Raw genomic sequence first — 14874 nt, forward strand, 5'->3', positions numbered from 1 at the left:
AAGACAACTGTTGGGTATCAATCCGGACCAGGGGCGGCTACATCCGAGGTTTATAGGCCACCATGGACAAATGCATGCGCAGCGCGGGGTGGCGATGTCTGCCGAGACGTCGGCCGGGGAATCGGCCCGCCCCGACCAGCGCTATCTGCCCGCGACGGCGTTCCGGTCGCGACGATCCGCCCTGTCCGACGCGCAACGCCAGACGTGGGAGCGGCGCTGGCCCGAACTCGGCCTGTCGGTGGGCACCCCCGCCGACGGAGCCGTCGGCGACGAGCCGCCGCTGGACACCCGCTCATGGTTCGGCCGTGAGGCGCCCCTGGTGCTCGAAATCGGTTGCGGCAGCGGTACATCCACGCTGGCGATGGCCAAGGACGAACCCGGCGTCGATGTGGTCGCCGTGGAGATCTACCGGCGGGGACTGGCGCAGTTGCTGTGCGCGATCGACCGCGACGCGGTGACCAACATCCGGTTGATCCGCGGCAACGCGCTCGACGTGCTGCAGCGGCTCATCGCCCCGGCCTCGCTGACCGGGGTGCGCGTCTTCTTCCCCGATCCGTGGCCCAAGGCGCGGCACCACAAGCGCCGGTTCCTGCAGCCGGGCACGATTGGCTTGATAGCCGACCGGCTACTCCCTGGTGGTGTCCTGCACGTTGCGACGGACCACGCCGGCTACGCCGAGCACATCGCCGAAGTCGGCGCGGGCGAGTCCCGGCTGCGCCCGGCCGACCCCGACATCGCGTTGCCCATCTCGACCGTTCGCCCGACCACCAAGTACGAGACGAAGGCCCAAGAAGCGGGCAGCGCCGTCACCGAGTTCGTTTGGCTTAGGCGATGAATAGGCGATGAGCTATGAGCCTGACTGAAACGACCGCCGCCGGCGCGGAACCCGTTGCGCTGCCGGGCGATGACGTGGGGAGTATGGGCGGCTTCTCCCCTCCGGGTGGACGGGTGCTGCTGGTGTGGGACGCCCCCAACCTCGACATGGGCCTGGGTTCGATCCTGGGCCGCCGACCCACCGCCCTGGAACGCCCGCGGTTCGACGCCCTCGGACGCTGGCTGCTGGCGCGCACGGCTGAGGTCAGCGCCGAACGCCCGGGCGTCGTGGTCGAACCCGAGGCCACCGTGTTCACCAACATCGCGCCGGGCAGCGCCGACGTCGTCCGGCCCTGGGTGGACGCCCTGCGTAACGTGGGTTTCGCGGTGTTCGCCAAGCCGAAGATCGATGAGGACAGCGACGTCGACCGCGACATGCTGGCCCATATCGAACTGCGGCGTACCGAGGGGCTGGCGGCTGTGGTGGTGGCGTCGGCCGACGGCCAGGCGTTCCGCCAACCGCTCGAGGAGATCGCCCGTAGCGGAATCAGCGTCCAAGTGATCGGATTTCGCGAACATGCGAGTTGGGCGCTAGCGTCGGATACCTTGGACTTCGTTGATCTGGAGGATATCTCCGGGGTCTTCCGGGAACCGTTGCCGCGGATCGGCCTAGATTCGCTACCTGACCAGGGTGCATGGCTGCAGCCGTTCCGGCCGCTGTCAGCGCTGTTGACCGCGCGTGTGTGACACTGGAAAACCAGTTCGCGGGTCGTTGACGACTAAGACGATCCAGTAAGGAGCTTGCGTGTTCGCCTGGTGGGGTCGAACTGTGTACCGATATCGGTACATCGTGATCGGGGTCACGGTAGCTCTGTGTCTGCTCGGCGGCGTCTTCGGAATCAGCCTGGGCAAGCATGTTACACAGAGCGGCTTCTACGACGAAGGCAGTCAATCCGTTAAGGCGTCGGTGCTCGGCGACCAGACCTACGGCCGCGACCGCACCAGCCACGTGGTGGCCACCTTCGCCGCTCCCGACGGAAAAACGGTCGACGACGCGGCGTGGCGAGACAAGGTCGTCGCCGAGCTCAACAAGTTCAAGACCGATCATCCCGACCAAGTCGTCGGGTGGGCCGGCTGGCTGGCGGCCCCCGACAGCACGAACCCCATCATCAAGGGCATGGTCAGCGAGGACAAGAAGCACACCTTCGTGTCCATCCCGCTGAAGGGCGACGACGACGACACGATCCTGAACAACTACAAGGCCATTGCGCCGGATCTGCAGAAGCTCAACGGCGGCTCGGTGGAGCTGGCCGGCCTGGAGCCGATTGCCAGCGCCCTGACGGGGACGATCGCCAGCGACCAGAAGCTCTTGGAATATCTCGGGCTACCGATAGTCACGGTGGTGCTATTCCTGGTGTTCGGCGGAGCGGTCGCCGCCGGCCTTCCCGTCATCGTGGGCGGGCTGAGCATCGCGGGCGCGTTGGGCATCCTGCGGTTTGCTGCCATCTTCGGCCCGGTGCACTTCTTCGCCCAGCCGGTGGTTTCGCTGATCGGTTTCGGTATCGCCATCGACTACGGGCTTTTCGTGGTGAGCCGGTTCCGGGAGGAAATAGCCGAGGGCTACGACACCGAGGCCGCCGTGCGAAGAACCGTGATGACGGCCGGCCGCACGGTTGTATTCTCGGCGGCGCTGATCATCGCCTGCAGCGCCAGCCTGCTGGTGTTGCCGCAGGGCTTCGTGCACTCGCTGACCTACGCGATCTTCGCCGCGGTGGGCCTCGCCGCGCTGCTGTCGATTACCTTCCTGCCGGCCTGCCTGGGCATCCTCGGCCGCCACATCGACGCGCTGGGCGTGCGAACCGCGTTTCGGGTGCCGTTCCTGCGGAACTGGAAGTATTCGCGGGCCTACCTCAACTGGCTCGCCGACCGGCTGCAGAAGACCAAGACGCGCGAAGAGGTCGAAGCCGGCTTCTGGGGCAAACTGGTCACCCGGGTGATGAAGCGGCCGCTGGCCTTCGCCATCCCGATCGCCGTCGGCATGATCCTGCTGATCATCCCCCTGGGCAACCTCTCGCTCGGCGGCATGAGCGAGAAGTACCTGCCGCCGGACAACCCGGTACGCCTGGCGCAGGAGCACTTCGACAAGCAATTCCCCGGCTATCGCACCGAGCAATTGACCGTGGTGATCCAGAGCGACAACCACAGCAAGGTCACCGACCAGCAGGTGGCCGATATCCGGAACAGGATTTCCTCGATCGGCGGCTTCACCGACAAGCAATGGGAGGAGCGGGCCTGCCCGACCATCGCCGGGAACCCCTGCGTCGCCGGCCCGAACGGCACGACGGTGCCCAAGGACGGCTCGGTGCGGGTGATCCAGAACGGCCTGGTCAATAAGAATGACGCGGCCAAGAAGATCACCGACCTGCGGGCGGTGAACCCGCCGAAAGGCCTGAACCTCTACGTCGGCGGCACCCCGGCGCTCGAGCAGGACAGCATCCACAGCCTGTTCGACAAGGGCCCGCTGATGCTGGTGCTGCTGCTCAGCGCCAGCCTGTTGCTGATGTTCCTGGCGTTCGGGTCGGTGGTGTTGCCGATCAAGGCCGCGCTGATGAGCGCTCTCACCCTGGGATCGACCCTGGGGATCTTGACGTGGATCTTCGTCGACGGACACTTCTCGACATGGCTGAACTTCACGCCCACGCCACTGATGGTGGTGCTGATCGCGCTCGTCGTCGCCGTCGGTTTCGGTCTGGCCACCGACTACGAGGTCTTCCTGGTCTCGCGCATGGTCGAGGCGCGCGAGCGGGGCATGTCGACCGCCGAGGCCATCCGGATCGGCACCGCGACCACCGGGCGCCTGATCACGGCCGCCGCGCTGGTGCTGGCCGTGGTCGCCGGTTCGTTCATGTTCTCCGACCTGGTGATGATGAAGTACCTCGCCTTCGGCCTGGCGGCGGCGCTGCTGCTGGATGCGACCGTCGTCCGGATGTTCCTGGTGCCGTCGGTGATGAAGCTGCTCGGCGACGACTGCTGGTGGGCGCCGCGCTGGGCCCGGCGCCTGCAGAACAAGATCGGGTTGGGCGAGATCGACCTGCCCGACGAGCGCAAGCGGCCGACGCTCAACGGCCGGCCCGCGCGGCCGCCGGTGGCGGCCAGCCTGGTCGCCGCGGCGCCGCGTCCCCCGCACGACCCGACCCACCCGGCTCCGCTGGAGCCGTCGCGACCGGCGCGCCCGGGACCGAGCGGCCCGCCGGAGCCCAGGCCCGCCCAGAAGCCGTCGGCGACCGCCGGGGCCGACGACAGCGTCGACACCACCCGCATCCCGGCTCGCGCCAGCCAGCCGACCGAGGCCAAGACCACGCGTTTCTCCGCGCAGGGCGCCCCCGGCCGGGAACGCCCGGCCGACCCGCGACCCGCGGCCAAGCCCGCACCGCAGGGCCCGCCCGCACCCCAGCGGCCCCAGGGGCCGGCGGCGCCGCCGTCCGGCGATCAGACCCGGGCCATCCCCGTCCCCGGCAACCGGTCCGACGAGACCAACAGCGACGCCGCCGGCGACGCGGTGAACTCTCGCGGCCAGGGCGAGAACGGCGACCCGGCGCGGCAGCGGCGCCGCTCCGGCGGCGGGCTGTCCGCCGCGGATCTGCTGCGCCGCGAGGGACGGTTATAGCCACGCGTCCCGGCGCGTCCTGACGCCGGCATCAGTCGGCGCCCTCCGGCTTGTCCGGTTCGGCCTGCAGGATGGCGTTCTTCTCGTCGGCCTCCTCGGTCTGCTTTTCGGCTTCCGCCTCGGGATTCGGCGCCAGCAGCACCTGGAACGCGTTGTTGAGGAATGCGACCGTCGGGACGGCCAGCAGGGCGCCGACGATCCCGGCGAGCACGCCGCCGGTGGAGATGGCCAGCACCACCGCGAGCGGGTGGATCGAGACGGCGCGACCCATGACCAGCGGTTGCAGCAGGTGGGCCTCGATCTGGTTGACCGCGATCAACACCCCCAACGTGATGAGCGCGTACACGATGCCCTTGGCCAGCAACGCGACCACCACGGCCAGCAACCCCGAAATCAGCGCACCGATCAGCGGGATGAAGGCACCCAGGAACACCAGCGAGGCCAGCGGCAGCGCCAGCGGAATACCCATGATCGCCAAGCCGGCGCCCACCCCGGCCGCGTCGGTCAGGGCCACCAGAAAGGTCGCCCGCACGTACCCGATCAGCGACCCGTACCCGGCGTTGCCGGCCTCGTGCACCCGGTCGCGGACGTCGGCCGGGATGATCTGCACCACGTACTGCCAGATGTTGCGCCCACCGTAAAGAAAGAAGATCAGCGTGAAGAGCACCAGCACCGCCGCCGTGACCAGCTCCGTGACGGTGGCCGCGGTCGACAGCGCGCCGCTGGTCAACTTCGCCTGATTGTTGTGCAGCGCCTCGATCGCGGCGTTACCCGCGCTGTCGATCTGTTCGCTGCGCAAATGCGCCGGCCCGTTGATCAGCCACCGGCGCGTCGATTCGATGCTCTGCGTCACCTGCTCGGTGAGGCCCGGCAGGCCGTCGATGAACTGCAGGATGACGAACGCCAGGATGCCGCCCAGGATCGCGAAGCCACCCAGCAGCACCAGGGCCACCGCGCCGCCGCGCGGCAGGCCACGCCGGTCCAGCCAGTCGACGACCGGCACCAGCAACGCGCTCAGCAGCAGCGCGACCAGCACCGGGACGACGATGACTTCGAGTTTCTTGACCACCCACAGCAGGGCGACCGCGGCGGCCAGGATGACGAGCAATCGCCACGCCCAGGCTGCGGTCTTGCGTACTACGGGTTCGACCGAGGCGTCGTCGACGTTTGCTGACATTTGGCCAGCCTATCGGTAGCGGCGGCGCTTCGAACCCGTTCGCAAGGGCCTCCGCGTCGCCGGCAGCCGTCGGAGCCGGCACGATCCGGTTACGACGCCGACACAGTCGGCGGCGCGCAACGATCCCCGCGCCACCTGCACCGTTACCCTAAATCACGTGTCACACGACGCGCCCGCCCGCAATCTCGACTTCCCGCGCGAACAAACCCCGCGCGGGAAGTACTGGTGGGTGCGCTGGGTCATCCTCGGCATGGTTGCCATCGTGCTTGCCGTCGAGGTTTCCCTGGGCTGGGATCAGCTGGCCAAAGCCTGGATGAGCCTGTACGAGGCGAACTGGTGGTGGTTGCTCGCCTCGGTGGTGGCGGCGGCCGCGTCGATGCACAGCTTCGCTCAGATCCAGCGCACCCTGCTCAAGTCGGCCGGGGTGCACGTCAAGCAACTGCGCTCGGAGGCCGCGTTCTATGCGGCCAACTCGCTGAGCACCACGCTGCCCGGCGGGCCCGTGCTGTCGGCGACGTTCCTGTTCCGGCAGCAGCGGCTGTGGGGCGCCTCGACCGTGGTGGCGTCGTGGCAGCTGGTGATGTCGGGCGTGCTGCAGGCGGTCGGGTTGGCTTTGCTCGGGTTGGGTGGCGCTTTCCTGCTGGGCGCGAAGAACAACCCTTTCTCGTTGCTGTTCACGCTCGGCGGTTTCGTGGCCCTGCTGCTGCTGGCGCAGGCCGTCGCCTCGCGCCCGGAGCTGATCGAAGGCATCGGCAGCCGGGTCCTGGCGTGGGTCAACTCGGTGCGCGGCAGGCCGGCGGACACCGGCCTGGACAAATGGCGCGAGACCCTGATGCAGCTCGAATCGGTGAGCCTGGGCCGTCGCGACCTTTCGGTGGCGTTCGGGTGGTCGATGTTCAACTGGGTCGCCGACGTCGCCTGCCTCGGCTTCGCCGCCTACGCCGCCGGGGACCACGCGTCGGTGGCGGGGCTGACCGTCGCCTACGCCGCGGCCCGCGCGGTCGGCACGATCCCGCTGATGCCCGGCGGCCTGCTGGTGGTCGAGGCGGTGCTGGTACCGGGCCTGGTCTCGAGCGGGATGTCGCTGTCGAGTGCGATCTCGGCCATGTTGATCTACCGGCTGATCAGCTGGCTGTTCATCGCCGCCGTCGGCTGGGTGGTGTTCTTCTTCGTGTTCCGCACCGAGAACGTCGCCGACTCCGACGACGACCCGATCACGGGTCCGCTGCCGATCCTGCCGCAGCCGAGCGACCCTTCCGCCGACCCGACCGGGGCCGCCCTGCAGGGGCCGTTACCGCCGGATCGGAACCCGGAGACCGAGGCCTAGCCGACGGTGTTTCCGCGCGGCGGGCCCGAGAGCGGGTTCGCGGCCGCGGGAGGAGCGGGCTGCGGCGCGGCGGGCGGGGCGCCCGTCCCGCCGAGCGGCGAGACGCCCGCGGGGCTGCCGGGCAGCGCCGGAAGCGCGCCGGCGGCGCCCTGCGCCTGCTGCATCATGCCCATCATCTGCGGGATCGAGATCGGCAGCTTGCACTGCAGCGACAGGTTGGTCAGCGGCTGCGCGATCGACGTCATGTCGCCGGCGACCTTGGGGTTGGCGTCGAAGTAGGACTTCAGCCCGCTCAACGACTGCGGACCCGCTTGCTGCTGCAGCATCGAGGTCATCGTCTGGTTGGTCTCCGGGTGCGAATCCAGGTAGTCACCCATCGACTTGGACACCGAGCCGATCGTGCGGGCGACCTCGCTGGCCGCGCACGGGTCGTTGGCGCCGGTGGCCGCCGGCCCGGCGAGCACCGCGAGGGCGGCACCGGGCGCGGTCGCGGCGATCAGCCCGGCGAAGATTCTGCGACGCCGTCCAGCGCTGCCTGTCGTCATGGAGAACTCCTTACAGTTTGCGCAGCCCGCCAAGGATCGGCGCCTCGCAAACGACTGCAATAGACGGCCTTGACGATTGCCTGGTCCCCCTGAATCCCCCGGGGACCCGCCAAGCCAACCGACATCCTGCCACCGCCGATATCGCCCGGCCAGCGGCGAACTGCGGATGTGACCGAGATCCCGCTTGATCACCGGTTCACAACGACTTCGTAGCTTCTTGGCAACGAGGCTGTCACCGCAGCTCAGGAACTACATAACCCCACATAAACCACAGCGTGCTCCGGTATCGTCGCCTGCACGCGTTACGCGAGACCCGGGGAGCGAGAAAAATCCAGCAGTTAATGATGCGCCTCAGCCGCAGCCTGCGGAGGTACCGCTGGTTGGTCTTCACGGGCTGGTTGCTGGCATTGGTTCCGGCGGTCTACCTGGCGCTGACGCAATCCGGCAACCTCACCGGCGGCGGTTTCGACGTGGCCGGTTCCCAGTCGCTGGCGGTCCACGACGAGCTCGAGGAGCTCTACCACGACCAGGGCGGATCGTCGCTGGCGCTGGTGGCCGCGCCCCGCGCCGACGCCAGCTACCAGGACATGAACGAGGCGGTCGCCCAGCTGCGTAGTCTCGCTGCCGAACTTCCGGGCACCTCGGAGATCCCCAACCCCACCCAGCGGCCGCCGCAGCCCGACCGCCCGTATGTGCTGTCGGTGCGGCTGGATTCCCGGAACACCAGCGATGTCGCCAAGAAGCTCCGCACCAAGGTCGGCATCAAGGGCGATCAGCCCGGCCAGACCGCCAACGGACGGGTGCGGCTCTACGTCATCGGGCAGGGCGCGCTGAGCGCCGCCGCGGCCGCCAACACCAAGCACGACATCGCCGCCGCGGAACGGTGGAATCTCCCGGTCATCCTGATCGTGCTGCTCGCCGTGTTCGGGTCGCTGGCCGCCGCGGCGATCCCCCTGGCGCTGGGCGTGTGCACGGTCGTGGTGACAATGGGCCTGGTCTATTTGCTGTCCGCGTACACCACCATGTCGGTGTTCGTGACCTCGACGGTGTCGATGTTCGGAATCGCTCTGGCCGTGGACTATTCGCTGTTCATCTTGATGCGCTTCCGGGAGGAGCTGCGGACCGGGCGCCAGCCGCGCGAGGCCGTCGACGCCGCGATGGCCACCTCCGGGCTGGCCGTCGTGTTGTCCGGGGCGACGGTCATCGCGTCGCTCACCGGGATCTACGTGATCAACACCCCGGCGCTGAAATCGATGGCCACCGGCGCAATCCTGGCCGTCGCCGTCGCGATGCTGACATCGACGACTCTGACGCCGGCGGCGCTGGCCACGTTCGGCCGGGCCGCCGCCAAGCGGTCGGGATTCCTGCACTGGTCGCGCCGGCCCGAAAGCACCCAGTCGCGGTTCTGGAACCGGTGGATCGGATGGGTGATGCGCCGGCCGTGGATGTCGGCACTGGCGGCGTCGCTGGTGCTGCTCGTGATGGCCGCGCCCGCGGCGTCGATGGTGTTGGGCAACAGCCTGTTACGCCAGTTCGACTCGTCCCACGAGATCCGCGCCGGCGTCGGAGCCGCCGCCCAGGCGCTCGGTCCCGGCGCGCTGGGCCCGATCCGGGTGGTGATCAACTTCCCCGACGGCGGCGCGGCCTCGCCCGAACACAGCCACACCGTCGGCGCCGTGCGCCAGCGGATGACCCAGGCGCCGAACATCGTCTCGGTGTCACCGCCCCAATATGCGGAGGACAACGGCAGCGCGCTGCTGTCCGCGGTGTTGTCGGTGGATCCCGAGGACATGCGGGCCCGCGAAACCGTGGGCTGGATGCGCGCGCAGCTCCCGAAGGTCCCCCAGGTGGGGACGGCGCGGGTGGACGTCGGCGGCCCGACCGCGCTGATCAAAGACTTCGACGACCAGGTGTCGGCGACCGAACCGCTGGTGCTGGGCTTCGTCGCGCTGATCGCATTCGTGATGCTGCTGGTGTCCATCCATTCGGTGTTCTTGGCGCTCAAGGGCGTCCTGATGACGTTGCTGTCGGTCGCGGCCGCCTACGGCAGTTTGGTGATGGTGTTCCAGTGGGGGTGGCTGAAGGATCTCGGCTTCGCCCAGATCAGCTCGATCGACAGCACCGTTCCCCCGCTGGTGCTCGCGATGACCTTCGGGTTGTCGATGGACTACGAGATCTTCCTGCTCACCCGCATCCGCGAACGGTTCCTGCATTCGGGTAACACCCGCGACGCGGTGGCCTACGGCGTCAGCACCAGCGCGCGCACCATCACCAGCGCGGCGCTGATCATGATCGCGGTGTTCGTCGGCTTCGCGTTCGCCGGCATGCCGCTGGTGGCCGAGATCGGCGTGGCCTGCGCGGTGGCGATCGCCGTGGACGCGACCGTGGTGCGGCTGGTGATGGTTCCGGCGTTGATGGCGATGTTCGCCCAGTGGAACTGGTGGCTGCCGCCGTGGCTGTCGCGCATGCTGCCGTCGGTCGACTTCGACCGGCCGCTGCCCGAGGTCGACCTCGGCGACGTCGTGGTCATCCCCGACGACATCTCGGCGCTGGTGGCGCCCAGCGCGGACCTGCGGATGGTGCTCAAGTCCGCCGCCAAGCTCAAGCACCTGGCGCCCGACGCCATCTGCGTGACCGATCCGCTGGCCTTCAGCGGCTGCGGGCGCAGCGCCGGCGCGGCCTCGTCGTGCCCCGACGACGAACCGACCCGCGGCCTGGGGCCCGGGCAGATCCCCCACCAGGTCGCGCTGAGCGAGGAGAAGGTCGCCGTCGGGGTGGCCGCGGGCGAGAAGAGGACCGGCGCCAACGGGCATGCCAACGGTTCGTCGGGCGCCAAGAAGCTGGTCGGGGGGCTGGCGTCACGAAATGGGATCGCCAAGGCCATCTCCGGATCCGACCGGCCCGTTCATCCGGTGACGCTGTGGCGGGGCCGGCTGTCGGTCGCGATCGACGCGCTCGAAACGGACCCGGACGCCGCGCCGTCGGGTGCCACCGACCGGCCGAAATACGCGCGGCGCAGCCCGGTCGAGACCACCCACGTGCAGCTGCCCACCGGCGACCGGTTGCTGGTCCCGACCGGCGCGGAAACCCTGCGGCTCAAGGGCTACCTCATCATGTGCCGTAACAGTCGCCGCGATTATGCCGACTTTGCAGACATGGTGGATTCGATGGAACCCGAGACCGCCGCGGTGGTGCTCGCCGGGATGGACAGGTATTACTGTTGTGAATCGTCCAGGCGGCCATGCATCGCCACCCAGTTGGTCCGTCGACTCGCCGATCCCGATCCGTGCGACTACCCGGAAGACCAGGGGCCGGAAGCCGACGTGAACGCGGACTGGGAGGGGATCAGGGAGCGCTGCCTGTCCGTGGCGGTAGCGATGCTGGAGGAGGCGAGGTGACGTTGGCGGGCGCCCGCAACGAATTCATCCCCCCACCGCGGCCCCGCCGGCCGGCCCCTGAGCAGCGCAACCGCGGTAACGGGCCGTCCGGATCGGTTCCGGACCTCGACCAGCCGGTGGAGTTCTGGCCGACGGCCGCCATCCGTTCGGCGCTTCAGGGCGGGGACATCGCGACCTGGAAACGCATCGCCGGCGCGTTGAAGCGCGACCCGTACGGTCGCACCGCCCGCCAGGTCGAAGAGGTCCTCGGCGGCACCCGGCCCTACGGCATCGCCAAGGCGCTGTGGGAGGTGCTCGAGCGCGCCCGCACCCACCTGGACGCCAACGAGCGCGCCGAGGTGGCGCGCCACGTGCGGCTGCTGATCGACCGTTCGGGACTCGCGCAGCAGGAATTCGCGTCCCGCATCGGAGTCAGCGCCGAGGAACTGGGCGGCTACCTCGACGGCAGCACCAGCCCGACGGCCGCGCTGATGATCCGGATCCGCCGCCTGTCGGATCGGTTCGTCAAGGTGAAGTCCGGCCCCTCGGCCGAATCCAACTGAGCTACCTGATCGGCAGCACGTCGGCGACCAGCCAGTCGCTGCCGCGCTTGGTCAGCGTCACCCGCAAGGCCGGCGCCGCCTGACTCGGTGGCTGGCCCGGCGCGTTCTGGGTCACCCGCACGACCACGGCCACGCTGGCCGCCGACGGCCCGAGCGCCTCGACGCCGGCCGAGACCGTGGCGGCTTGGGCGGTGACGTGGTGCTGGCCCAGCTCGGCGCTGGACTTGGTGTACTGCTCCTTGAACGCGGCGGCGTGCTCGGGCACGACCATGGCCGTGGCCCGGTCGATGGAACCGGTCGGGGCGGTGGGGCTGAACGACGCCATGGCCTCGGCCATGTCGGCGGCGATCCGCACGACCTTGCGGGAGTCGTCGGTGAAATCGCGGTCCGTCTTGGTCCAGTGCGTGTAGCCGGTCGCCACAGCCGCCGCCAGGGCGGCCGTGCTCAGCAGGACGACCGCCAACCGCAGCCCCGGTGCTTCGTCGTCGGTGCCGAGGCTGACCGAATCGCGGCGCAGCAGCCAGAAATTGACGCCCATCCCCTCCACGATCAGCAGCACCAGCACCGAGCAGGCCGACACCCACCACAGCGGCCAGCCGAGCACCGCACCGATGGCCAACAACGCGGCGATCGCGGCCAGCGGGGCCGCGAGGTCGAAGGCGAACAGTCGCCAGATGTTTCTCATCGGATCCTCACCTGATCGACGCCAGCCCGGAGATCATCAGCTTGCCGTCCACGTTGGATACGTCCAGCCGCAGGTTCCAGTGCACGGTCTGCGGCTTGGCGCCGACGTTTTCGCTGACCGACGTGGCGATCAGCATCACCGAGTCGGTGCGGCTCGCGAACGGCGGCAACTTGGTGGGGACCGACTCTGATCCCGGGGGCCGTGGCGCACCCGGCTGGGAGTCGAGTTCGTGGTGCACGGTCTCGATCGCCACGGCGTTGATCCGCCCGGCGCTCTTGGACTGCAGCTTTTCCACCACGGCGCGGTAGGGCTGCACGGCGGCATCGAAGTCGGTGTTGAGTTCGCCGACCGTGCCGTCGTGCAGCCGCTGCAGGCTGGCGTCGACGTTGCCGCTGTTCATGTTGATCAGCACGTTCGTCCACTCCGCAGCGGTCTGCATGACGCGGCTCAGGTAGCCGCGCTCGGCGACCTGGTCGCGGTGGCCGGACCAGATGAACACGCCGAGCACGATCGCGGCCACCGACAGCACGCCGAGAACCGTTGACGCGACGCCGTAATGGGAGAAGACCTCTCCGCCAGCGGCTTCGGCGTCGTCGACATGGACGTCGGCGGATTCTTCTTCGGCAGGTGGCTCGGTGCGCGCGCCCTCGGACATGGCCCGATCGTTGCACCCGGGAAAGATGGAAGGATGGCGGGGTGACGAATACGGCTCTCCGCTCGGGCATCGACCTGAGCCACGTAGACGACAGCATCCGCCCCCAAGACGACCTGTTCGGTCACGTCAACGGTCGTTGGCTGGCCGAATACGAGATACCGGCGGACCGGGCCACCGACGGCGCCTTCCGGCAGCTCTACGACCGCGCCGAGGAGCAGGTGCGCGACCTCATCGTCGAGGCCAGCGAGCAGGGTTCGGCGGCCGGCGACCCCGACGCGCAGCGCATCGGCGATCTGTATGCGAGCTTCCTGGACGAGGAAACCGTGCAGCGCCGCGGTGTGCGCCCGCTGCTCGACGAGCTGGCCGTGATCGATGGCGCCGCCGACGCCGACGCGCTGGCCGCGGCCCTGGGCGCGCTGCAGCGCACCGGGGTGGGCGGCGGCGTCGCGATGTACGTGGACACCGACGCCAAGAACTCGGCGCGCTACCTGGTGCACTTCACCCAGTCCGGGCTCGGCCTGCCCGATGAGTCCTACTACCGCGAGGAGCAGCACGCCGAGGTGCTCGAGGCCTACCCCGGGCACATCGCGCGGATGTTCGGCCTGGTGTTCGGCGGGGACCCGGAAAGCCACATCCAGACCGCTGAGCGCATCGTCGCGCTTGAGACCAGGCTGGCCGAGGCGCACTGGGACGTGGTCAAGCGCCGCGACGCCGACCTCAGCTACAACCTGCGTACGTTCGCGGAATTGCGCGACGAATCGGTGGGCTTCGACTGGGTCACGTGGGTCGCCGCACTGGGCACCAACGTTGACGCGCTCGCGGAGGTCGTTGTGCGCCAACCGGATTACATTCGGTCATTCGCCGAATTGTGGCGCGGCGAAGACCTCGAGGTGTGGAAGAGCTGGGCACGCTGGCGGGTGATCCGCGCCCGATCCTCCTGGCTGACCGACGAACTGGTGGCCGCGGACTTCGACTTCTACGGCCGCCGCCTGACCGGGGCCGAGCAGATCCGCGAGCGGTGGAAGCGCGCGGTCTCGCTGGTCGAGGGCCTGATGGGCGACGCGGTCGGAAAGCTGTACGTGCAGCGGCATTTCCCGCCCGGCGCCAAGGCGCGCATCGACGAGCTGGTGGCCAACCTGCGGGCGGCCTACCGGATGAGCATCAACGACCTGGAATGGATGACACCGCAGACCAGGGAGCGGGCGCTGGCCAAGCTGGACAAGTTCACCGCCAAGGTCGGCTACCCGGCGAAGTGGCGGGACTACTCCGCGCTGGTGATCGACCGCAACGACCTCTACGGCAACTACCAGCGCGGGTACGCCGTCGACCACGACCGCGAGCTGGCCAAGCTCGGCGGTCCGGTGGACAAGGACGAGTGGTTCATGACCCCGCAGACGGTCAACGCGTACTACAACCCGGGGATGAACGAAATCGTTTTCCCCGCGGCCATTTTGCAGCCGCCGTTCTTCGACGCCGAGGCCGACGATGCCGCGAACTACGGCGGCATCGGTGCGGTGATCGGGCACGAGATCGGCCACGGCTTTGACGACCAGGGCGCCAAGTACGACGGTGACGGGAACCTGGTCGACTGGTGGACGGATGCCGACCGCACCGAATTCGGCACCCGCACAAAAGCTCTCATCGAACAGTACGACACGTACATCCCGCGGGGGCTCGCCGGCGGCCACCACGTGAACGGCGCGTTCACCGTCGGGGAGAACATCGGCGACCTGGGCGGGTTGTCGATCGCGCTGCTCGCCTACCAGTTGTCGCTGAACGGCCAGCCCGCTCCGGTGATCGACGGCCTGACCGGCGTGCAGCGCGTGTTCTACGGCTGGGCCCAGGTGTGGCGCACCAAATCCCGTGACGCCGAAGCGATCCGGCGCCTGGCGGTGGACCCGCACTCGCCGCCGGAATTCCGCTGCAACGGCGTGCTGCGCAACATGGACGCCTTCTACGACGCTTTCGACGGCGCCGACTCCGGAGCGCTGTTCTTGGAGCCGGACCGCCGGGTCAAGATCTGGAACTGACGCCGGCCTCCCCCGCGAGCAGACGTAACACGCCG

11 protein-coding genes are annotated in these 14874 nt (G+C 68.8%); 7 read left to right on the plus strand and 4 right to left on the minus strand.

The features are described from left to right. Positions 1 to 52: 52 nt before the first annotated feature. From trmB to mmpL3, 3 genes are read left to right on the plus strand one after another with little or no spacing between them, the layout of a single operon-like run. Positions 53 to 835: a tRNA (guanosine(46)-N7)-methyltransferase TrmB gene (gene trmB / locus G6N26_RS16460; protein WP_225323391.1), complete on the plus strand. Its 783-nt coding sequence runs from the start codon at positions 53 to 55 to the stop codon at positions 833 to 835. A 14-nt stretch (positions 836 to 849) separates the two neighbouring features. Then, positions 850 to 1560, plus strand: coding sequence for an NYN domain-containing protein (locus tag G6N26_RS16465; protein ID WP_067168398.1), 711 nt, complete (start codon positions 850 to 852; stop codon positions 1558 to 1560). A gap of 58 nt (positions 1561 to 1618) precedes the next feature. Beyond that, positions 1619 to 4480 carry a trehalose monomycolate exporter MmpL3 gene (gene mmpL3, locus G6N26_RS16470; protein ID WP_067168399.1) on the plus strand — a complete coding sequence of 954 codons (2862 nt, stop codon included), beginning with the start codon at positions 1619 to 1621 and terminating at the stop codon, positions 4478 to 4480. 31 nt (positions 4481 to 4511) lie between these two features. On the opposite strand, the gene G6N26_RS16475 is transcribed toward mmpL3, so the two are convergent. Next, positions 4512 to 5657 (minus strand): AI-2E family transporter, encoded by a 1146-nt coding sequence (locus tag G6N26_RS16475; protein ID WP_083020361.1) that lies wholly within the window; start codon positions 5655 to 5657, stop codon positions 4512 to 4514. A gap of 157 nt (positions 5658 to 5814) precedes the next feature. Between G6N26_RS16475 and G6N26_RS16480 the strand changes: the two genes are divergently transcribed. Then, on the plus strand, positions 5815 to 6984 hold the full coding sequence (locus G6N26_RS16480; RefSeq protein WP_067168401.1) for a lysylphosphatidylglycerol synthase transmembrane domain-containing protein: 1170 nt from the start codon (positions 5815 to 5817) through the stop codon (positions 6982 to 6984). On the opposite strand, the gene G6N26_RS16485 is transcribed toward G6N26_RS16480, so the two are convergent. Next, positions 6981 to 7529: a hemophore gene (locus G6N26_RS16485; RefSeq protein WP_067168402.1), complete on the minus strand. Its 549-nt coding sequence runs from the start codon at positions 7527 to 7529 to the stop codon at positions 6981 to 6983. The genes G6N26_RS16480 and G6N26_RS16485 overlap by 4 nt on opposite strands. 341 nt (positions 7530 to 7870) lie before the next feature. On the opposite strand from G6N26_RS16485, the gene G6N26_RS16490 reads away from it, so the two are divergent. Both G6N26_RS16490 and G6N26_RS16495 read left to right on the plus strand, forming a co-directional pair. Next, positions 7871 to 10927, plus strand: coding sequence for an MMPL family transporter (locus tag G6N26_RS16490; protein WP_083020362.1), 3057 nt, complete (start codon positions 7871 to 7873; stop codon positions 10925 to 10927). After that, positions 10924 to 11469 (plus strand): transcriptional regulator, encoded by a 546-nt coding sequence (locus tag G6N26_RS16495; RefSeq protein ID WP_083020363.1) that lies wholly within the window; start codon positions 10924 to 10926, stop codon positions 11467 to 11469. The genes G6N26_RS16490 and G6N26_RS16495 overlap by 4 nt, the downstream gene beginning before the upstream one ends. Position 11470: 1 nt before the next feature. On the opposite strand, the gene G6N26_RS16500 is transcribed toward G6N26_RS16495, so the two are convergent. Then, complete coding sequence (locus G6N26_RS16500) at positions 11471 to 12154, minus strand: hypothetical protein (RefSeq protein WP_083020364.1); 684 nt, start codon at positions 12152 to 12154, stop codon at positions 11471 to 11473. A gap of 7 nt (positions 12155 to 12161) precedes the next feature. Continuing rightward, on the minus strand, positions 12162 to 12809 hold the full coding sequence (locus tag G6N26_RS16505; RefSeq protein ID WP_083020365.1) for a hypothetical protein: 648 nt from the start codon (positions 12807 to 12809) through the stop codon (positions 12162 to 12164). A gap of 41 nt (positions 12810 to 12850) precedes the next feature. Between G6N26_RS16505 and G6N26_RS16510 the strand changes: the two genes are divergently transcribed. Then, complete coding sequence (locus G6N26_RS16510) at positions 12851 to 14839, plus strand: M13 family metallopeptidase (protein WP_067168407.1); 1989 nt, start codon at positions 12851 to 12853, stop codon at positions 14837 to 14839. The last annotated feature ends 35 nt before the right edge of the window (positions 14840 to 14874 follow it).

Origin of the sequence: Mycobacterium marseillense (assembly GCF_010731675.1) — a bacterium.
GTDB classification, from domain to species: Bacteria; Actinomycetota; Actinomycetes; order Mycobacteriales; family Mycobacteriaceae; genus Mycobacterium; species Mycobacterium marseillense.